This is a genomic window from Hydrogenivirga sp. 128-5-R1-1 (assembly GCF_000171895.1).
Genome location: NZ_ABHJ01000004.1, coordinates 101197 through 120796, shown reverse-complemented (window position 1 = coordinate 120796; position 19600 = coordinate 101197). Strand labels below are relative to the sequence as shown.

Genomic DNA, 19600 nt, shown 5'->3' with positions numbered 1-19600 from the left:
TCAGAAGAAAATCAATCTGAGCAACCACCCGAATATAAGCACCGCAAGGGAAAGACCGAGACCCACGAAGGAGAAGGCTATTCCCACCTTCCTGCCGAGTTCCTTCTGCTTTATCCACAGGGGTATGAAGGTTACCAGGGTAAAACCCATCAGAGCTATACCGAGCCACTTGTGGGGAAAGAGAAATATAAAGGGTGCCTTCTGCTGGACGTACTGGGTGCCCGCCACCGCGAGCCCGGTCAAGACCGCAAGTATTGAGAATACCACAGAGATAGCGTGGTTTGTAAGGGCGTAGTAAAAGGCAAAGTTTGAACTTCTGAGAAAGGTAAAGTAGATGAAGTAGGCGGTATAGGAAGACACAAGCGCTCCCACTGCAAAGTAGATCACCAACGGATGATAGTTCATGCTCACTACCTCCTCACACTCGCCTCAAACTCTATTATATCTTTGTATAGAAGTTTAAGAATATTCTTATGATCCTCCTTCCCTTCCTCTATGCTGTCCATGAGCTCCTCCAGCTTACGGGTGAAGCTCTCCGATACGAAGGGAAGTATCTTCTCCTGCTTCTTGAGGAACTCGTATATCTCCTTGCCCAGCTTTGTGGGTATAAGGAAACCGCTCCTCTCTATGACGTAGCCCCTGTCTAAGAGCTTCTCTACGGTGCTCGCGTATGTGGAAGGTCTACCTATTCCCCTCCTCTTCATCTCCTGGACGAGGCTTCCCTGTGTGAATAGGTAGGCTCTCGGAAGTTCCCTCAGCTCCTTCAGGTCGGATACGTCCACCGTTCCCCTTAACTCAGGATGGAGCTCTACCTGATACACGAGGTTGAAACCATCCTCCACGATCTCAGTCCTTAAGGTGAGCTCCTGTTCAAGTCCCAGAGCCTTAACCGATACCTTTACGGATTTGACCTTCGCCGGCTTCATCTGGGACGCCATGAAGCGCCTGAATATCAGGTCGTAAAGTGAAATGTGATCCCTTGATAGCTCCTGAACCTGCCCGGAGAGGACAACAGACCTCAGTTCTTCGCTGTCAAGGGGTCTGGAAGGTCTTATACATTCGTGGGCTCCCTCACTTCCCCAGCGCCTCGGGTTGAACAGGTTCTCGGACAGGTTTTCCTTTATGAACTCCCGGGCTACTCCGATCCCCGTATCGGATACCCGAGTTGAGTCAGTTCTGTGGTAGGTTATGAAGCCCTTTTCAAAGAGCTCTTGGGCGAGCTGCATGGTCTTCTTGACCCCGAACTTGAACCTGTCAGACGCCTCCTTCAAGAGGGTATCAGTTGTGAAGGGCGGCGGGGGAGACAGCTCTTCCACCCTCTCCTCCAGCACATCAACCTCAACCGCCTTGAGCTTCTCGTAGAACTCCTTGGCTCTCTTCTTGTCTGGGAGCTCAAACTCCAGCCGGAGCCACCTGCCCTCTCCCTTGAAGGTTATGAGCACGACGTGTCTCTTCTTCCTGTACTCCTTTTCTCTCTCTATTATCCAGCCGAGAACCGGTATTTGAACCCTGCCCCCCGAAAGCCAGACCTTCTGGAAGGTGGACTGGAGTATGCGTGAGACCTCAAAGCCGACCCACCTGTCCGATATCCTCCTGACTATCTGGGCTTTAACCAGGTTCTCGTTAAAGTCCCTCGGCTCCGATAGGGCTCTGCCTATAGCCCTCCGGGTTACCTCGTGGAACTCTATCCTCTTAACGTCCCTGACAAAGGGAGCAAGCAAGCTCCCCACGTCCCAGCCTATCTTCTCACCCTCCGTGTCCGGGTCTGTAGCCACGTAGACGGTATCAACCTCCTGGGATATCTGCCTTAGCCCCTCCGTCGTCTTCTCCTTACCCTCTATAACCTCATACACGGGGACGAAGTCCCCGTCCTTCACCACAACACCGTGAAAGCCTTCCTCCTTAGTGAGGTCAAGTATGTGTCCGAGGGAGGAGGTTATCATCAGGTAAAGGTCGCCTGCCGCTATCTCAAGGGTCTCAAACTCTCCAAACCTCCTTGATATGGGCTTCCCGAAGAAGTTGGCTATGGTGCGGGCTTTGTTGGGAGACTCAACCACTATAAGGACTGGTCTTATGTGCTCCTTCCTCTCTATGCTCTCCCTGCCCTCAAGTATAGCCCTGACCTTCTCCCTGTCTGTATCTATCTCTGCGAGGAGCTCCTTCAGGTTCACCTCTTCCGCTGGGAGGAACTTAACCTCCTCGTTGAACCAGCGTATCTTCCTGAGCAGGTTGTTCAGAGCCCTCCTGTCGTCAACGAGTATGTAGCTTAGACCTTTGGTTATGCCTCCGGCGAACATCCTTGAGGTTCTTCCCGACGCCTGCAGGTATCCTGTGACGTCTGCAACCACTATGGTGTAGCCCCCCTCACTCTTTCTCAGGGTCAGCTCCTCGGAGTTCTCTATCAGGCTTTTAATCTCTTCCGAGAGAAGGAATTTCTTGATCTCTTCCCTTAGGTTCTCTATCCTCTTTTTCAGGTCCGGAGTTCTCTCTATGAAGTCCTCGCTTATGAAGGAATACCTGCGCAGTGTCTGAATCCACCTGTCAACCTCTCTGACTTTCTCCCTGATCTCCTTTGCCACGCTCGGTCTTATGGAGAGGAGAGCCCAGAGCAGATGGGATACACTCGTCTCTATACTGAGGGAGACCGTTATCTTGGGAACTCCGTAAAATAGCGCGTATCTGACCACATGGGGCAGGTCAAGCCCTCTAACGAGCGGGTTTCTGTAAGAGGATATGCCCACAAGAACCTGAACCTTTCCCTTCTCAAACTCGGAGAAGTCCTTAACCTCCTCGTAGGACTTTGCCTTTACCTTAGCCTTCCTGAGTAGTTTAACAACTCTTTCAACGCCCTCCCTTCCAACGTCTGAAGACACAAAGATAAGCCCTCCAGACCCGAGTTCCTTCACCCTGCTAACGAGGGCGCTCTCCATGTCATCAACCTCTTCGTAAAGGTCGGCCACGTTCCTGAGGTAAACGGTGGGCCTTCCCACCTCAAATCCCAACAGCTCCCTGAAGAGCTTTATCCTGCTTGAACGGGGGTTGCCTGTAGCGGAGGAGACTACGAGAACTCCCCTCGCCTTTTCAGAGAGCCTGGCGACCTCTTCGCTCTCTCTCCTTATTAGCTCCCAATCCTCCTTGGTCTTGTTCCTCTTGTCCTTGAGCCTCACGAGCTCGTAGGCACGTTGCACCTCATCCTCGGTAAAGCCAAGCAGGTATAGCACCTTGTCTATGTTCTTTGCTGTCTTCAGGAAGGAGTCCACATCGTCCACGAATATGAGATTGAAGTCCTTCGGTATGAGCTCAAAGTTCTTGTAAAGGTACATGGAGGTGGTCACGAGCACCCTGAAGTCGCCCCTTGATATCCTCTCCTTGGTCTCCTTCTTCCTCTTGGCTGTTGTATCGCTCGCAACCACGAGTTCTTCTTCGGAAACGCCAGCCTCTACAAGCTTTTTCTGAACCTGTTCTAAGAGGAGCTTTGTGGGCAGGATTATGTAACTCCTCCCTCCTTCTCTCACCAGAAAGGAAGCCGTCACGACACCGAAGGTCGTCTTCCCCACACCGGTAGGGGCTAAGAGGGCGAAGCTCCTCTTCAAAAACACCTTCTTCGCCCATGAGCGCTGAAGGCTCCAGGGGTCGCTCCCCACCTTCTCTTTGAAGAAGAGCTCCCACCTGTCGGTCAAGGAGTTTATATCACACAGTCCCTTTAAAGAGCCTTCCCTAAGAGCTTCGCAGAGCTTCTCCCTCGGAACCTCTTCAGGAAGGCAGGAATCACAGGGGAGCCCCTTCAAAAGTCTCTCTGAAGATATGTCTCCCCCGCAGTTGGGACAGAGCTTCTCAAACAGAGCAGATATCATAGCCTAATAATTTTAGCTGTATGGCTCCTTTAGGGTTTAACTAAGAGGTGCTCTCCTGACGCACCAGGCTTGAGAGGTTCTCCACCGGGAAGACCCGCGAGATACCACCCCTTGCGGATACACCTATGAGCCTGTCGGCGAAGGTCGCAAGCACCTCCCTGAGGGTAACGACTATAAACTGTGCCTCCTTGGACTTCTCCTTTATAAGCTCACCTACCTTCTTGGCGTTAGCCTCGTCCAGGTGGGCATCAACCTCGTCAAAGTAATAAAAGGGTGAGGGCTTGTACTCTTGTATGGCGAATATGAGAGACAGGGCTGCGAGGGTCTTCTCACCCCCCGACATAGCCTCAAGGTACTGGACGTCCTTTCCCCGGGGCTTCACCACCAGGCTTATACCCCCGCTGAAGGGGTCTATCTCGTTCTCAACCATCATTTGAGCCCTGCCACCTGGAGATAGGAAACTGAATATCTTCTTAAGGCTCTTGTTTATATTCTCAAAGGCTTCCGTGAAAGCTCTCAACTTTTTGGTTTCTATCTCCTCTATCATCTCCTTTATAGCTTTCCTCTCCTCCTGGAGCTTCCTGTGTTTGTCCTCGTAATCCTGGTAGCGTTCAAGCTCTTCGTTGTAGTCTTCGTCCGCCTTGAGGTTAACGTTACCTAAGTGTTCAAGCTCCCTCTCTATTTTGAAGAGCCTCTCCTTGAGCTTGGTTATACCCTCTTTCACCTCCGGTAGCTCGCCCTCAAAGTTAAGCTCCTCCAACCTCTGCTCAAGGTCTGTGAGCTTCTGCTGGACCCTGCTAAGGTTTGCGCTCACATCTCCCACCTTGGAGTGGAGGTCTTCCTCCTCAACCCTGAGCCTGCCGAGCTCAGCCTGAAGGTCTCTGACCTCTTCCTCCGTCCTGTCCTTCTCCTTGTAAAACTGGTACACCTGAGCTTCTATGTCCTTGACCCTGTTCTCAAGCTCCTCCCTCTTTGCCCTGAGTTCTTCAACCTCTTTGTTGAGGCTTTCAGCTTCAGCCTCAAGGCTCTCCAAGTGAGCCCTCTTCCTCTGAACCTCCTCCTCAACGGACTTTATCTCAGATTCCTTGTCCTTGAAGGCGAGCTTAGCCTTCTCAAGTTCAGCCCTCTTAGCCTCAGCCCTCCTCTTTATGCGCTCATACTCCTGCCTATTTTCCTCTATACCCGAGGAACGGTAGTAGTTTATGATGTCCTGCCTCTTCAGTATCAGGTTGCTGAGCTTCTCTTCGCTGTACTCTATGTCCTCCTTTAGCTCCTTCAATCTCTGCCTGAGCTCCTCCTCCTGAGACCTGAGCACCTCTATGAACTCCTCAGCCTTGCTTACCTTCTGGTCAAACTCGGCGAGCTTTCTGTCTCCCTCCTTGGAGAGCTCCTCAAACTCGGAGAGTTTCTTCTCCAGAACCTTGAGCACGCCCTCCTTCTCGGCTATCTCACTTCTTATAGCCCTCAGCTTGACCAGTATGTCCTGCTCCTTCTCCCTGAGCTCCTGCTCCTCTATGTCCAGCTTCCTCCTCTCCTCCTCGTAGAACTTCCTGCCGAGCTCTCCACCGCTCCTCTGGCTACCGCCCGTTATCACTCCGCTCTTCTCAAAGAGCTCACCCTCAAGGGTGACCATCCTGTAATTTCCTATGCCTATACTCTTGGCGGACTCAAAGTCCTGAACTATCAGGGTGTCCCCGAAGGCAAACCTCACAGCCCTCTCAAACCTATCCTCGTACTCAACGAGGTTTATGGCGAAGTCAACGGCACCTCTCACTCTCGGGTAGGGAGGCAGGTTCACATCCGCCCTTATCCTGTTGAGGGGTATAAAGCTCATCCTCCCAAGGTTTCTGCTCCTGAGGAAGTCTATACACCTCTTGGCTACGTTCTCGTCCTCAACCACCACGTACCTGAGCCTGCCTCCACCTGCCACCTCAACAGCCCTTATGTGCTCGGGGTCTTTCACAGTTATAAGGTCTCCCACGGTTCCGTATACGCCTTCTATACCCTCAAAGAGGACATCAAGGGGTTCAGAACTCGCGAGCTTGCTCTCAACGTAAGCCTTTCCCCTTATGGCCTCCTCTATCTTCTTTCTCGTCTCCTTGAGCTCCTGCTCAACCCTCTTCAGGTACTCTCTTTCCTGTCTCAGGGTGTCCTGCTCAACCGCCCTCATGCGGCGGTACTTCTCAACCTCGCCGAAGGACTCCTCTATCTTCCTCTTGGTTTCCTCCTTCTCCTCCTTGAGTTTCTCTATGTCCTCGTGGGTTCGCTCTATCTTCAGCTCTATCTCCTTGAGCTTCAGGCGTATGGAGTTCTCCTCTTCCCTCTTCTTCTCTATGTACTCCTTTAACTGCTTTTCCTTCTCCTCAGCCCTCTCCGCCTCCTCTATAGACACCTTGAGTTTGTCGTCAAGCTCCCTGAGTTCGTTGTAAGCCCTCTCTTCCTGAGCCTTCAGTTCCTCGTACTCCCTCTCCTTTAGTTCAAGCTCCTCCCTGAGGGCTCCCAGCTCCTCCCTCAGGTTTTCAAGGTCTTTCAGGAGGTAGCCTAAAGCCTTCTCTTCCTTCTCCCTCTCAAGGAGAGCTTCCTCTCTCCTGTGTTCCTTTCTGTCTATCTCCTTACCTATGTGCTCTATATCGGAGGATATCTTTCCAACGCGCTCCCTGAAGGGTAGAAGCTTGTCGCTCAACTCCTTGAGCTTCTCCTCCTTTTCTGAAAGTATCGCCTCCTTCTCCCTTATCTCCTCCTTTATTACCGCAAGCCTCCCCTGATGCCCTTCAAGCTCCTCTGAGAGCTTCTCCTCCTCAGACCTGAACTTCTTTATCTCCTTGGAGAGTATAGCTATCTCTGTATCCCTCTTCTCCTCCTGGAGTTTTCTGTACTTTTCAAGCTTATCCTTTTCCTCCTTGAGCTTATCAAGCTGTATCCTTATCTCCTCAAGGAGGAGTTTAAGCTCCCTTATCTTTATATCAACCTCCATGAGGTCGTTTATAGCCCTCTGCTTCTTAGCTTCGTATTCGCTTATCCCGGCAACATCCTCTATGACCTTTCTTCTCTCCACCGGCGTCATCTTGAGGAACTTCACTATGTCCCCTTGAAGGACGACGTTGTAGCCGTTCTCGTATATACCAGCCTTTGAGAGGAAGTCCTTGAGGTCTTTCTCCCTGACGGTTACGCCGTTGACCTTGAAGGTGCTCCTGCCGTCCTTAGTAACCTTACGCGACACAACCACGTTCTCATCGGGGACGGGGAAGGCGCCCTCGTTTCTGAAGTGAACCTCAACGTAAGCGTAAGGAGCTTTCTCACCGTCCCTTGAGAATATGAGGTAAGAGAGGTTCTTAGCCCTGAGGGTCTTGGTGGTAGCTATCCCGAGGGCGAAGGACAGGGCATCCCCTATGTTGGACTTGCCCGCTCCGTTAGGTCCTACTATCGCTACAAAGCCAGAACCTATGGGGATCTCCTTTAACTCTCTCCCATAAGATTTGAAGCCTTCAACAACTATCTTCTCAACAAAGGCTTTCATTTCAGCCTCTTAAGTAGCTCCGGAAGCCTCAATAGAGAAGCGTATATCCGCTTCCACCTGCTCCACTCCACTGCAGGAAGCGTAGCACCGTAAACTTTTCCAGCCTCAAGGCTCCTTGATACACCTGACTTTGCGGTGACGGTCACGTTATCTCCTATCTCTATGTGGTCTGCGACTCCCACCTGACCTGCCAGCACAACCCCTTTCCCCGTTTTTACGCTTCCCGATATACCGACCTGACCCACTATTATGTTTCCCTCTCCTATATCACAATTATGGGCAATCATAACAAGATTATCAAGCTTGGTGAACTTGCCTACACGCGTAGAGTCTATCATCGCCCTGTCCACGGTCGTGTTAGCTCCTATCTCAACGAAGTCCTCTATGATCACGTTGCCTATGTGGTTCAGCTTCCTTATACCTTCCCTGCCTATGTGGTAGCCGAAACCGTCAGCCCCTATCACGCTCCCGCTGTGAATCCTGACTCCCTTTCCTATGAGGGTATTTGGGTATACGTGAACCCCGCTGAATATGACGCTCCCCTCACCCACGACCGTGTTCGCACCTATGTAGGTAAAGGGGTATACCTTCACGTTGTCCTCCAGGACAACGTTCTCTCCCAGAAATACGAAAGGGGCTACGTAGACATCTTTACCCAGTGATACGTTATTCCCTATCTCAGCCTTCTCCGAGACACCTACGGGGTGCTCCTCAGGGTAAAACCTGTCAAGGAAGAGGGCAAGGGCGTACCTGACGTCATCAACCTTAATGTAGTTCGGGAAGTCCACTTCCCTGTTTACCACGAGGGCTGATACGCCGCCCGCTAACGCCCTCCCTATGTCCTCCTCTGACTGACAGAAGACTATGCTCCCCTGTCTGGGGTTCCTGGGGGAGGATATACCGATCAGCTCAACTTCAGCGTCGCCGTGTAGCTCTCCCCCTATAACATGCGTTACATCACCGAGCTTCATCTCTTGGAGGCGTCCTTGTCAACGAGCCTTATAACGTCGGTAGTTATATCAAGCTCCGTGTCCTTGTATATGAACACACCGCAGTCCATCACCCCGCTGTAGTTTCTTTCCTTTGAGAGCTTCTCAGCAGCTTCCTTGACCCTGTTGTAGACCATGTTCTCAAATCTTTGCTTCATATCGTTAAGCTCTTTCTGGGCTTTCGTTTGGAGCTCCCTCGCTTCGGACTCAACCTTCTGGTACTCCTTGATCTTCTCTTCCTTAGCCTGCTTGGATATAGCCTTGCTCTCTATCTGCTTCTTGAGCTCTTCAAGCCTTTGCTCCTTCTTGCTCAGCTTTTTCTGAAACTCTATGAGCTTCTCCCTTAGCTCCTTCTGGGCGTCCGCCACCAGCTTGGACTCCTGGAGTATCCTGTTGGTGTCCACACAGGCGAACTTCTGGGCTGAAAAGGAAAATCCCGTGAGTGCAAGAGTGCAAACCAGAGCGATGAGTCTAAGCATACCTACCTCCTTTTAAGATTTTAGTTTATACTCAACCTCCTCCCAGCTTGAGGAAGGCAAAAATCATCCAGCCCGTAATGGCAACGTATATCCACACGAAGGCGGTTATGGGGGCTATCTTCCTGTGCTTGGACAGCCTATCCCTCAGTCCTAAGTAGACTGTAACCACCGCGAGGGGCAGGTTTATGGCGGCAAGTATAGAGTGGGAAACGAGCACGAAAAGGTACAGTCCCTTGTAAGGACCCTCGTAAGGCTTGGGAGGGTACATGAAGTACTTCATGAGGTAGAAGACTAAGAATAGGAGTGCCAGAAAGGAGGCGCTCAGCATAGCCTTCTTATGGAGCTCCTTCCTCCCGGTCTTGACCAACACGAGCCCGGTGAGTATCAAGAGTCCGCTCGCGCCTATGGTCGTCAAACTCAGAAGGGTGAGAAGCTCGTAGCTCATTGTCCCTCTCTCATCAGGTGAACTATAACGAAGGTCATCAGGTAGGTCAGGAGAGCAAACACAGCCAGCATAATGGCTATCGTGAGGTTCGTCCTCTTACCGTGTTTCTTCCTGGACTCCAAGCTCATGCCTTTTAATTATAGAGTATAGGACGTAAACCACGAATATGATTCCACCCATAACGGAGAGAACCGAGCCCAGCCCCATGACCAGCATGAATATGAATACCTTCAAAGACTCTATGTAGCCCGTCCCGAAGGTCTTCCTCGGGGCACCGTAAACGCCAGCCCAGAAGAGACCCGATGTGAAGAGAAGCATACCCACGCCGTAAAGGTAGGGTTGAAACCTCACGAGTCTGGGCAGTTTCCCCACGTAGCCGAGCTCCCTAAGAAAGCGGTAAGTCAAACCCATAAGAGCTATAAGTATGCTCGCTATGACGCCGTGGTAGTGGGCTGGTATGCGAAGGTCTGAACCGGCTATGAGGTATCCCATCAAGGCGCCCAGGACGTATATGAGCATGCTTAAGAGAACTACCCTCGCGAAGAAGTCCTTTATAGATAGGACGCTCCTGAGGAGCGTAACCACAAAGAGGAGCGTAGGGACTCCTATACCGACGGCGTAGCCGGTGGTCGTTACAGCCCTGACCCAGCCTGCCGTGGAGTCCTCCACAAATACCTGAAGCAGGAGGTAAAGGAGGGGAAAGGGTATAAGTAAAAAGGCTGAGAGCCTGAGCCAACGGGGAGGTTCGTATCCCGAAACCTTCAGGAGGAGTGTCCAGGAGCTCAGCAGAAGGGAGGCGTTTATAAACTGGTGTATGTGCCCCGGCAGCCAGTAAAGCCTCTCAAAGTAGATGTAGGTCTCTTCAAGGCTGGGAGTTTTAAGGTAAGACAGGAACAGACTCAGGGGAAACAGCAGAGATAGGATAACCGAGACTCCCAGGGTAGTTTCAAGGATGTCCCCCGAGGAGAGCCCCTTAAGTGAGCGTTTGAGGAACCTTAGAGAGGTGAGGAAGAAACCAGAGCCGAACGCCACCACTCCAGCAAAGAACAGCGGGTGCACGAGCGTCGGAACGTAGTTGTTGTGAACGGCAGTCCCGAGCCCAAGCAGAGCCGAGAGGAATACGAGAAGAGCACCCAGATAGGCGAGCATAACTTCGTAAGCCTTCGTTTCAGACCTGAAAACCCTGTGCCACAGAGCCACAAGGAAGGAGAGGAAGCCCATTATCAGGGCGAGGTCAACGTGACCTATCAACCAGTGGTAGAAGAGCTGGGGTGGAAACAGATCCGACACACCAGGAGTCCGTGCGAGCGCCACTAGGAGGGCAAAGAACCCGCCTGCTCCTATGGATACTACAAAGAGCAGGAACCAGGGTTTCATCAGGTTTTCACCAGGTCAATTATCATCACGCTGAACAAGACCGCTATGTAAATTATGGAGAAGAAGAAGAGCTTCATGCTCTCTTCCTTCTTGGAGAAGAGAAACTTAAGGGTGTATACGGTGTATATAAGGCTTATCACAAAGGCTGTTACAAAGTAGAGCTTTCCCGTCATGCCTATGGCGTAAGGTATGAGACTCAGAGGGAGCAAGGAAACCGTGTACACGAGGGTCTTAACTTTGGTTATGAATACACCCCTGGACACGGGGAGCGTGGGTATCCCAGCCCTCGCATAGTCGTCTCTGTACTTCAGGGCAAGAACCCAGAAGTGGGGAGGCTGCCACATAAACATTATGAGGAAGAGGACAAAAGCCCTCAGGTCAAGCTCTCCGGAGGCTGCGACGTAGCCTATCACTGGGGGGAGAGCCCCCGATATGCCTCCGACCTCGGTTGCAACGGGCGTCCTCCTCTTGAGGATAACCGTATACAGAACCACGTAAGAGAAGGCGGCCAACATGGCGAGGACAGCAGCGATTGTGTTTACAAAGACATAGAGAACGGCAAAGGAGGTAACCAGGAGAAGTATCCCGAACACGAGCGCACCTGTCGGATTTACTGCACCGCGCGGCAGGGGTCTTGACGAAGTCCTCTCCATGAGAACGTCCACGTCCCTGTCAAAGAACATGTTTATCACCGCGGAGCCTGCGGCGGCAAAGCCCGTTCCAAGCAGTGTCCAGAAAACGCTTATGGGTTCAAGGTTACCCTTAGCGCCTATGTATATGCCACCGAGGGTAGTTATAAGAACCAGCGTGACTATCCCCGGTTTTGTGAGGGCGAGGTACTCCTTAAGGGTTGATGTGTAAGACATGGTTTTTTCTACCATTTTTATGCCCCTTCAGCTTGAACTCCTAACCTTCTAACAATTTTACCCTTTAAGACCTCCGGTGCCACCATGTAGGAGACCCATGCCACCACGAGAAAGCCTATAGCTATGTGGAAGAAGAGCACGGGCAGGTACATCTTGGAGAGTACGGTGGCAACACCTGCTACAACCTGAGCGGTAATGAGAAAGAAAGTAATGAAGGTGTAGCGGTCAAACTTCTTGAGCATTATGTACAGGGTAAAAATTATCAAGCCCATAGCGTAGGTTATGTGGAAGAAGTAAGCGAATATATTGAAGTCGGCAGCCTTCACGTACCTAACGAGGATACCGATGAGCACCTGAAACATCACTAAAACGTAAAGGGACTCCGCGAAGGGTATCTTAGCCCTATCTCCCCCCCTATCGGATACGGCAAAGTACACGAAGGTCAGCCCTGAGAGTATAAGGACTGAGAGTATAAGGTGGGATGTGGTGTAAACGTAATGCAGGAACTCCCTGAGCAAAGGAGCCTCAGTGAGCACCACCCTCATACCGAGCAGAGCTTCCAGTATGAGGAAAACGAATATCCAGACCATAGCCTTCCTGGGGAAACCCACGTAGTTCCGCCAGACGAGGAAGAGGGAAGCCAACATGAGCAGTCCGGCAAGGGCACCAAGTATCCTGTGGGTCTGTTCAATCCAGGGCTGTAAAGACGTTTCAACCACGAGCGGTGCAGGCGGTGTAGGTATCTCTTCTTTCAGCTGAAAGGGGAGCAGTTGTCCGTGACAGAGGGGCCAGTCGGGACAACCGAGACCGCTCCCGGTAGAGGTAACTATGCCACCGAACACCATGAGTATGTAGGTCACTACGGTAGCCCAGAGCACCACGGTTTTGGTCATATCACTCTCCTTTGTTGGGTAGTGGGAACGGTGGTTCGTTCCTTATATTCTCAAGCTTCCTTATGAAGTGTTCCCTATTCTCGGGGTGCTTTACGAACTGATACACGGTGAACAGAAGTGACAGGAGGGCTACGCTCGCTACCGCGAGCCCAACCAGAATCTTACCCCAGTCTCGTTTGTTCTCTGCCATGAGAAAGATATTATAAACAAAAGAGGGGCTTGCGCCCCTCCCAGAAGGTTAGAACTTACAGTATCCGTGCGGACAGTAGTCCTCCTCAACCTTGGGAGGCTCGTCAAAGTTGTGGGGTGGTGGTGGTGAGGGAAGCCTCCACTCAAGGGAGTTGCTCATCCAGGGGTTCTGGGGAGCCTTCTCACCGCTCAGGGCACCCTTTATCAGGGCTACCACGGCGAGGAGTATTCCAAAGGCGAGTATGAAGGCTCCGTAGGTCTGAAGCTGGTGAAGCTCAGTCCAGCTCTCTATTGGCGGGTAGTCGTAGTACCTTCTGGGCATTCCCCATATACCTATTACAAGCTGGGCAAAGTAGAGCACGTTTGAGCCTATCATGACTATCCAGAAGCTGAGCTTTCCGAGCTTTTCGGGATACATCTTGCCCGTGATCTTGGGCCACCAGTAGAAGAACCCGGCGAAAGCTGAAAGTGTAACAGCCATACCGAGGACGTAGTGGAAGTGCCCCACGACGAAGTAGGAGTCGTGCACAGCGACGTCAAAGGCAGGTATCCCCAGGGGTATACCGGTCAGTCCGCCGATCAGGAACATGAGTATCGCACCTATGGCGTAGAGCATTGGAGTCTCGTAGCGTATAGCCGCCCTGTAGAAGGTGGCGACCCAGTTGAATATCTTTATGCCTGTAGGTACAGCTATTAGAAGGGTCGTGTAGGACATGAGTATCTTAACCCAGTCAGGTATACCAGAGACGAACATGTGGTGCGTCCAGACCATAAAGCCCACGAGGGCTATAGCCCATATAGCCACCACCATAGACCTGTATCCGAATATGGGCTTTCTCGCAAGGGCGGATACAACCTCGGATATTATCCCGAAGGCTGGGAGAACCATAACGTAAACCGCAGGGTGAGAGTAGAACCAGAATAAGTTCTGGTAGAGGACAGGGTCTCCGCCCCTGTTGGGGTCAAAGAAGCTCGTGTTCAGGTATGTGTCAAGGAATAGCATAGTGACCGCCCCTGCGACGGAGGGGACACCGAGCAGCTGTATAACGTTGGCTGCCATTATCCCGTGTATGAAGAGGTTAAGGTTAAAGAAGCCTATACCGGGCTGTCTCATTGATATAACGGTAGTTATAAAGTTGACCGCACCGGCTATGGATGCAAAGCCAGTCAGGTGCCAGATGAAGACGAAGAGGGCTGTCTGACCGGCGAAGCCCACACCCTCGGTGGACGATAGGGGAGGATATCCCGTCCACATGGTCATTATCTGGTTGCCGGGTATGAAGGTCAGGAGAGCTATCACGCTCGCTGCGAAGAATATCCAGTACCCGAGGGCGTTCAGCCTGGGAAATGCAACATCCCTCGCACCTATCATAAGAGGTATAAAGAAGTTGGCGAAGGACGCCCATATACCTATAGCCCACCACAGGAGTATCACCGCCCCGTGGACGGTAAGGAACCAGTTGTAGGTTTCCGGCTTGAGGTACTGAGCGCCGGGATTGAATAGCTCAACCCTCATACCGAGAGCCATCAAGCCTGCGACTATGAAAAAGACGGTGGAAGTTACACCGTACATTATCCCTATCTTTTTATGGTCTGTGGTAAATATCCACTCCCAGAGGGAAGCGGCAAACCACGGCTTTTCTACGTGAACAGCCTCTCTCATCTTACGACCTCCTGAGCCTTGTTTTCTCCAGCGCTGACCACTTCATAATCTTTTTCTTCTAAGCTTGCAACCTCACCCTTGAGCCACTTATCAAAGTCCTCCTTGGGAACCACCTTGAGCATGGCGAACATACGTGAGTGCCACTGCCCGCAGTACTCCCTGCAGAAGACCCAGTACTCTCCGGGCTTGTTTATCTGGAACCAGGTGTAGGTAGTCCTGCCGGGAACCATGTCCTGGGTTACACCCGCGGGCTGGACGTAGAAGGAGTGGATCACGTCCTGAGAGGTAAGGACAGCCTTTATGGGAACTCCCGCAGGTACGTAAACGTAATTCTGGAATACTCCGTCCACGCTGTAACACTCATCGGGCTTGCACTTCTTGTCTTCCGTATCCTTTATAGCCTGGGCTATCACCATCTTACCGTTGGGGTACTGGAACATCCATCCCCAGGCGAAGGCGGTCACCTTCAGCTCCATGGCGTTCTCAGGAGGTTTCCTCATCTGGGTGAATAGGGCGAAGCCGTGAGTGGCGAGGTAGAGAACTATTATCAGAGGGACTATCGTCCAGAGAGCCTCAAGCCCCCAGTGCCCCTCGTGCTCCTGGTCGCCCACCTCTCTCTCTCCGGGTTTGTACCTGTACTTGACCATGAATATCAGAGAAGGGATGGCAACTACGGCGTATATGACCACAGATAGGAAGAGCCATATCTTGTATATCAGTTCCCACAGATCGTAAGGTCTTGCGAGAACGTCGGCGTTAGCCTCTCCAGCAAAGGCAAAGGCTGACAATAGAAGGAGTCCTAAAACCCTCTTCATACTTGAGCACCTCCTGAGTTTTATATCTTTAGACCGCCCACAAGGTAGGCTGTGCTTGCGACCAGCAACCACATAACGTCAACGAAGTGCCAGTACGCACTCGTCGTCCTGAATATGGTCATCCTGTCGGGACCTATCTTGCCCATCAGGGTGAACACGAGAACGTAAGCCTGAAGTATGAGACCTACGAGAACGTGAGAGGTGTGTATCCCCGTCAGGGTGTAGAATCCCGTCCCGTACATGTTGGAGCTTATAGTGAAGCCCTCGTGCCACAGGTGAACCCATTCCATAACGTGAAGGACTGTAAAGAGCGCCCCGAAGAACATCGTGGCGAGCAAGAGCATCACAGCCTTGCCCCTATCGCCGTGGTGCATGGCGCTCTCCGCCTTCCATATGGTGAAGCTGGACGCCCAGAGTATAAGGGTAAGTATTATGGGCATCTTCAGGTTCATCGCCTCAGGTATCCACTGGCTTACCCAGACGTCTGCGTGGATAGCCCTCGCCGTCCAGAAGGCTGCGAATACCGTTCCGAATATGATTATCTCGGAAACTATGAAGAGGTAAATACCGAGATTTCCGAATCCCTCCTCATGCCCAACGGTGAAGAACTCGTTCGCCCACCCTGCCATACCGATTATCACGAGCAGGGCTGCTATACCTCCGAGCACGAGGGCGAGCATTGGGTTGTGCCATGCGAAGTAGGCTGTAATGGCAACGGGTGTAAGCAGGATCCCTATCCCCACAGGCAGCGGCCATACGCTTACCTCATGCTCTCCATGATGGTGGTGAGCAACCTCATGAGCCATTCCTGAACCTCCTTTTCTATTTATGGCTTTCTATTTTACACAGAAGACCATACGATAACCATACGTAAATGAGACTTTTTCCTATAAGACTTCCTTAAGGTCTTTTTCAATCTCCTTATACTCCCCAAGCCTGACCTTAAGGATAACTCCGTCCCTGTCTATCAAGAAGGAGGTGGGAAGTCCCTGGATCCCGTAAAGGGAAACGACGTTCTTGTCGTCGTACAGGACGGGGAAGTTTATACGGTACTCCTTCACAAACTTCTTCACAGGCTCAAGAGAGCTGTCCGTGCTCACCGCAAGTATCTCAAATCCTTTGTCTTTATACTTCTCATACATACGGACGAAGAGGGGCATCTCCTCTCTGCAGGGCGGGCACCAGGTCGCCCAGAAGTTTAGCAGGACGACCTTACCTCTGTAGTCCTTCAGGGAGACCTCCTTTCCATCAAGGGTCTTCAGGGTGAAGTCGGGAGCCTTCTTCCCCGCACTAAGACCGGCAACGTTCTCCTGCTGGGAGTTGGTTATTAGCCCGAGGTAGAGCATCAGGGCAACGAGCAGTATTCCGAGACCGTAGGCTATATTCTTGCTCATACCTTCCTGAACTCCCCGGGCAGCTCTCTCGGTGGAACTCCAGTGTATTCGGTCTCTTCAGCCTCGTTCAGTCTCTTGGAGAAGGGTCTCTCGGTGGTCAACTCCTCATAGACATGGGCGACGAGCCCGGGAACCCTACCTATTATGAAGAAGCCCTTGCCGAGCCTCCAGTCAAACCCCATCTCCGAAGCCACAGCCGCTATGGCACCGTCAACGTTCAGAACTATCCTCTTACCTTCTGCTTCAGTATCTCTTCCTCAACCTTCTCGGCAAACTCACAGTGCTTCCCGTAGAAGCCGTAAAGCTTGGCGAGCTCCATCAGCCTCTTGGTTCTCGGGTCAAACTCCTTGTAGTACCTGTGCCCGAACCCGGGTATAGGCTTCTTCTGGGACAGGTATTCGGATACAATCTCTTCAACGGGTCTGCCGCTCGCAACCCCGTCCTGTATGAACTTCATGGCATCTTCAAGAGCTCCTCCGTGAGCAGAACCGAAAGCCATCACGCCGGCCGCCACGCCGACGTTGAGGGAATTTCCACCGCTCGCAACCGCCCTCGCCGCTATAACTGAGGGAGGAGCTATACCGTGATCTATCACTGAGACAAACATAGCCTCCATCATCTTGGACTCCGCCTCGTTGGGCAGTTCACCCTTCAAAATGAGGTATATAGCCTGGGCAAAGCTGAGGTTCCCCACCATGTCTAATAGCCTGTAGCCCCTTACGTAGGTTTCGTGCTCAACGTGCTGGGTTATAGCGGTTTTCCACTTCTTTTCAGCCATTTCCGCCTCTCCTGAGAGTTTGTTTTTAAGAATATTACCACACTTGCGATTGAAAGTTGTCTGGGGTAAATTATTGCCATGCTTGGAAAGGGCATAACAGCCGTTCTGTTTGTCTTTGCCTTCCTGTTTGCACTGCCGAACGTGGAAGTCCCGTTCGTAAAGCTCTCCTTCTTAAACCTCAAAGAAGACCTTGAGGAAGCCAAGGAGGAGGGCAAGTACCTCTTCATCATGTTCCATCAGGAGGGGTGCCCTTTCTGCGACAAGATGTACAGGGTTACCTTTCAGGACCCGAAGGTGAAGGACTACTTCACGAAGCACTTCTACATGGTGCTCATAGACATAAAAGGCTCCAACCCGGTGGTTGACTTTGACGGGAAGGAGATGACTGAGAAGGAGTTTTCCCACAAACACAGGGTTAGGGCTACTCCCGTGTTTCTCTTCGTTGACCACGAAGGCAGGCAAATACTCAAGATGGTCGGGTACATACCGCCCAAGGACTGGCTCCTGATAGGGAGGTATATAGTTGAGGGACATTATAAAGACAAGAGCTTTTACAAGTTCCTGAGAGAAGAGAGAAAGAAGCAGAGAAGGAAATGAGGCTCCTGCTCCTGCTCTTGGTGTTCGCCTCAATGCTCAGGGCGGAAGATACCGTCCTTTTAAAACCAACAGAGGCTGTAAGAATAGCCCTTGAGAGGAACAGGGAGATAGAGAGGATAAGGAGAGAGCTACTCTCCCTTGAAGACCTCTACAGGGCTGAGAAGTGGGATAGGTTCTCCCCCAAAGTGGAGCTGTTCGTTGACAAAGATGGCTTCACCTTCTTCGGGAGCGTACTGCTACTGGACTTTGGGAACAGACTCGCCAGGATCAGGTCTGCCGACATAAACACCAAGATAAAGAGGGAACTCCTCAAGGAGTTTGAGAGACAGGTGAAGATAAGGACTGTAAGGCTCTTCATGGAGCTCGCCCTCGCGGAGAAACTGGCGGAGGTAAGAAGGGAGGAGATGGCGGTAGCCTACGTTAGGTACGACAGGGAGGAACAGAGGCTTGAGGAAGGTCTCTCCGATAGGGTAAAGGTGGCGGAGTGGTGGTCAACCTACCGCAGGTTCAGAGCTCAGCTCTACGAAGCTCAGAGGAGGTACAACGAGACCCTTTACGAGATAAAGAGGTTTCTGGGCATAGATGTAACTAAGCCCGTTGAGGTTGATTTAGGGGAGCTCCTGAGCTTTGAAGTGCCGGAGGACAGGACGATAGATACGCAGGCTCTCCTGAAGGCTTACGAGGGGAACTACCTGCTCAGGGTCAAGAAGCTGGAGGTAGCCTACTTTGAGAGCAGGGCGAAGGAGCAGAGGAGGATACTCTATCCGGAGCTCTCAGCCTACCTTGAGGTCAGGAACAGGTATGAGGAGCTTGACAAGTTCAGGAGTCAGGGGAACCTTGTACTGAGGGTTCCTCTCTTTGACGGAAGGACATCCTTTTACAGGGAAAGGTCCTTTTTAGACCTGAAGAGGGCTGTGGAGGTTGAGAGGAAGGACGTGGAGGAGAAGGTAAAGAGGGATATACTCAAGGCTCCCTACGTCTGGGAGGAGCTCGTTGCCGAGTATCAGGACGCGGTTGCCTTTGACGAGTGGGCACAGGAGAACCTTGACCTGTCCCGCTCTAACTACGAGCTTGAGCTCGCCTTTGACCTCGGTTACGCCATGTCAACCAAGACCGAAGCTGAAAGGAGGGTTATGGAAGCCAAGTTCAATATAATTCTCTTTCTGATGCGCCTGTACGACCTGATAGGGAGAGACCCCTTTGAGGTTCTGGAGGGGAAGTTTAAATTCTTTACTGAAAAGGTTGACGAGATATGAGGCTACTTCTGGTTATAGCTCTCAGTGTTGGGTTGTCCCTTGCAGGCGAGCTTAACATTTACACCGTCGTAATAGGGAAGGTCAGCAAGGTTTACGTCAGAGAGGGAGACAGGGTGAAGAAGGGTCAGCCCCTAATGGAGATAGACCCCGCGCTGTACCTCGCAGAGAAGCACAGGCTCATGGGCAAGCGGGCTGAGATAAACGCCCGTATGTGGAAGGTTGAGAGGGATTACAGGAGACTGAAGGAGCTCTTTGAGAGAGACCTCTTGGCTGAGACGAGGTTGGAAGACCAGAAGATAAAGTACGACACCCTGAAAGCCCAGCTCCAGCAGGTTGAAGGCGAATTAAAGAGGGTGGAGACCCTCATATCCTATACGGTAATAACCTCACCGGTCGGTGGAAGGGTCGTAAAAATACTCGCCCCCGAGGGTTCCTACGTGAACGGAGAGCTCCAGCCCCAGCCGGTCATGGTCATAGAGGTGAGGTAA

The 19600-nt window shown here is 51.8% G+C and carries 18 protein-coding genes and 1 pseudogene; 3 read left to right on the top strand and 16 right to left on the bottom strand.

The window, feature by feature from the left end; genetic code table 11:
* From HG1285_RS12165 to HG1285_RS18100, 16 genes and pseudogenes are all read right to left on the bottom strand, one after another.
* Positions 1-405 carry a hypothetical protein gene (locus HG1285_RS12165; RefSeq protein ID WP_008286847.1) on the bottom strand — a complete coding sequence of 135 codons (405 nt, stop codon included), beginning with the start codon at positions 403-405 and terminating at the stop codon, positions 1-3.
* A gap of 5 nt (positions 406-410) precedes the next feature.
* Complete coding sequence (gene rgy, locus HG1285_RS12170) at positions 411-3854, bottom strand: reverse gyrase (protein WP_008286846.1); 3444 nt, start codon at positions 3852-3854, stop codon at positions 411-413.
* Positions 3855-3894: 40 nt separating this feature from the next.
* Positions 3895-7371: a chromosome segregation protein SMC gene (gene smc / locus HG1285_RS12175; RefSeq protein WP_008286845.1), complete on the bottom strand. Its 3477-nt coding sequence runs from the start codon at positions 7369-7371 to the stop codon at positions 3895-3897.
* Entirely contained in the window at positions 7368-8342 is a 975-nt protein-coding gene (gene lpxD / locus HG1285_RS12180; RefSeq protein WP_008286844.1) for a UDP-3-O-(3-hydroxymyristoyl)glucosamine N-acyltransferase, read from the bottom strand. Before lpxD ends, smc begins: the two co-directional genes overlap by 4 nt.
* A complete protein-coding gene (locus HG1285_RS12185; protein WP_008286842.1) occupies positions 8339-8839 on the bottom strand; it encodes an OmpH family outer membrane protein in 501 nt (166 codons plus the stop codon). Before HG1285_RS12185 ends, lpxD begins: the two co-directional genes overlap by 4 nt.
* Positions 8840-8870: 31 nt before the next feature.
* Complete coding sequence (locus HG1285_RS12190; protein WP_008286841.1) at positions 8871-9284, bottom strand: DUF420 domain-containing protein; 414 nt, start codon at positions 9282-9284, stop codon at positions 8871-8873.
* Positions 9281-9412 (bottom strand): hypothetical protein, encoded by a 132-nt coding sequence (locus tag HG1285_RS20460; protein ID WP_255347739.1) that lies wholly within the window; start codon positions 9410-9412, stop codon positions 9281-9283. Before HG1285_RS20460 ends, HG1285_RS12190 begins: the two co-directional genes overlap by 4 nt.
* A complete protein-coding gene (locus HG1285_RS12195) occupies positions 9381-10661 on the bottom strand; it encodes a cbb3-type cytochrome c oxidase subunit I (RefSeq protein WP_008286839.1) in 1281 nt (426 codons plus the stop codon). The genes HG1285_RS20460 and HG1285_RS12195 overlap by 32 nt, the downstream gene beginning before the upstream one ends.
* Positions 10661-11542, bottom strand: coding sequence for a heme o synthase (cyoE, locus tag HG1285_RS12200; RefSeq protein WP_008286838.1), 882 nt, complete (start codon positions 11540-11542; stop codon positions 10661-10663). The genes HG1285_RS12195 and cyoE overlap by 1 nt, the downstream gene beginning before the upstream one ends.
* A gap of 2 nt (positions 11543-11544) precedes the next feature.
* On the bottom strand, positions 11545-12420 hold the full coding sequence (locus tag HG1285_RS12205) for a COX15/CtaA family protein (RefSeq protein ID WP_008286837.1): 876 nt from the start codon (positions 12418-12420) through the stop codon (positions 11545-11547).
* A gap of 1 nt (position 12421) precedes the next feature.
* Positions 12422-12610, bottom strand: coding sequence for a hypothetical protein (locus tag HG1285_RS12210; protein ID WP_008286836.1), 189 nt, complete (start codon positions 12608-12610; stop codon positions 12422-12424).
* Positions 12611-12658: 48 nt separating this feature from the next.
* Positions 12659-14272 carry a cbb3-type cytochrome c oxidase subunit I gene (locus HG1285_RS12215; protein WP_008286835.1) on the bottom strand — a complete coding sequence of 538 codons (1614 nt, stop codon included), beginning with the start codon at positions 14270-14272 and terminating at the stop codon, positions 12659-12661.
* On the bottom strand, positions 14269-15087 hold the full coding sequence (gene coxB / locus HG1285_RS12220) for a cytochrome c oxidase subunit II (RefSeq protein ID WP_008286834.1): 819 nt from the start codon (positions 15085-15087) through the stop codon (positions 14269-14271). Before coxB ends, HG1285_RS12215 begins: the two co-directional genes overlap by 4 nt.
* A gap of 20 nt (positions 15088-15107) precedes the next feature.
* Positions 15108-15893: a heme-copper oxidase subunit III gene (locus HG1285_RS12225; protein ID WP_008286833.1), complete on the bottom strand. Its 786-nt coding sequence runs from the start codon at positions 15891-15893 to the stop codon at positions 15108-15110.
* An 81-nt stretch (positions 15894-15974) separates the two neighbouring features.
* The gene (locus HG1285_RS12230) at positions 15975-16481 is read right to left on the bottom strand and encodes a TlpA disulfide reductase family protein (protein ID WP_008286832.1); all 507 of its coding nucleotides are present in this window, start codon (positions 16479-16481) and stop codon (positions 15975-15977) included.
* Positions 16478-17259 (bottom strand): annotated as a pseudogene (locus HG1285_RS18100) (citryl-CoA lyase). Before HG1285_RS18100 ends, HG1285_RS12230 begins: the two are co-directional and overlap by 4 nt.
* A 78-nt stretch (positions 17260-17337) precedes the next feature.
* On the opposite strand from HG1285_RS18100, the gene HG1285_RS12235 reads away from it, so the two are divergent.
* From HG1285_RS12235 to HG1285_RS12245, 3 genes are read left to right on the top strand one after another with little or no spacing between them, the layout of a single operon-like run.
* Positions 17338-17856 (top strand): thioredoxin family protein, encoded by a 519-nt coding sequence (locus HG1285_RS12235; RefSeq protein WP_008286829.1) that lies wholly within the window; start codon positions 17338-17340, stop codon positions 17854-17856.
* Entirely contained in the window at positions 17853-19112 is a 1260-nt protein-coding gene (locus HG1285_RS12240; RefSeq protein ID WP_008286828.1) for a TolC family protein, read from the top strand. The genes HG1285_RS12235 and HG1285_RS12240 overlap by 4 nt, the downstream gene beginning before the upstream one ends.
* A complete protein-coding gene (locus tag HG1285_RS12245) occupies positions 19109-19600 on the top strand; it encodes a biotin/lipoyl-binding protein (protein ID WP_008286827.1) in 492 nt (163 codons plus the stop codon). The genes HG1285_RS12240 and HG1285_RS12245 overlap by 4 nt, the downstream gene beginning before the upstream one ends.

Bases quoted from the DNA above. Each gene is read 5' to 3' on its own strand.
- HG1285_RS12165 (WP_008286847.1), bottom strand. From the start codon at position 405: ATGAACTATCATCCGTTGGTGATCTACTTTGCAGTGGGAGCGCTTGTG.
- rgy (WP_008286846.1), bottom strand. From the start codon at position 3,854: ATGATATCTGCTCTGTTTGAGAAGCTCTGTCCCAACTGCGGGGGAGAC.
- smc (WP_008286845.1), bottom strand. From the start codon at position 7,371: ATGAAAGCCTTTGTTGAGAAGATAGTTGTTGAAGGCTTCAAATCTTAT.
- lpxD (WP_008286844.1), bottom strand. From the start codon at position 8,342: ATGAAGCTCGGTGATGTAACGCATGTTATAGGGGGAGAGCTACACGGC.
- HG1285_RS12185 (WP_008286842.1), bottom strand. From the start codon at position 8,839: ATGCTTAGACTCATCGCTCTGGTTTGCACTCTTGCACTCACGGGATTT.
- HG1285_RS12190 (WP_008286841.1), bottom strand. From the start codon at position 9,284: ATGAGCTACGAGCTTCTCACCCTTCTGAGTTTGACGACCATAGGCGCG.
- HG1285_RS20460 (WP_255347739.1), bottom strand. From the start codon at position 9,412: ATGAGCTTGGAGTCCAGGAAGAAACACGGTAAGAGGACGAACCTCACG.
- HG1285_RS12195 (WP_008286839.1), bottom strand. From the start codon at position 10,661: ATGAAACCCTGGTTCCTGCTCTTTGTAGTATCCATAGGAGCAGGCGGG.
- cyoE (WP_008286838.1), bottom strand. From the start codon at position 11,542: ATGGTAGAAAAAACCATGTCTTACACATCAACCCTTAAGGAGTACCTC.
- HG1285_RS12205 (WP_008286837.1), bottom strand. From the start codon at position 12,420: ATGACCAAAACCGTGGTGCTCTGGGCTACCGTAGTGACCTACATACTC.
- HG1285_RS12210 (WP_008286836.1), bottom strand. From the start codon at position 12,610: ATGGCAGAGAACAAACGAGACTGGGGTAAGATTCTGGTTGGGCTCGCG.
- HG1285_RS12215 (WP_008286835.1), bottom strand. From the start codon at position 14,272: ATGAGAGAGGCTGTTCACGTAGAAAAGCCGTGGTTTGCCGCTTCCCTC.
- coxB (WP_008286834.1), bottom strand. From the start codon at position 15,087: ATGAAGAGGGTTTTAGGACTCCTTCTATTGTCAGCCTTTGCCTTTGCT.
- HG1285_RS12225 (WP_008286833.1), bottom strand. From the start codon at position 15,893: ATGGCTCATGAGGTTGCTCACCACCATCATGGAGAGCATGAGGTAAGC.
- HG1285_RS12230 (WP_008286832.1), bottom strand. From the start codon at position 16,481: ATGAGCAAGAATATAGCCTACGGTCTCGGAATACTGCTCGTTGCCCTG.
- HG1285_RS12235 (WP_008286829.1), top strand. From the start codon at position 17,338: ATGCTTGGAAAGGGCATAACAGCCGTTCTGTTTGTCTTTGCCTTCCTG.
- HG1285_RS12240 (WP_008286828.1), top strand. From the start codon at position 17,853: ATGAGGCTCCTGCTCCTGCTCTTGGTGTTCGCCTCAATGCTCAGGGCG.
- HG1285_RS12245 (WP_008286827.1), top strand. From the start codon at position 19,109: ATGAGGCTACTTCTGGTTATAGCTCTCAGTGTTGGGTTGTCCCTTGCA.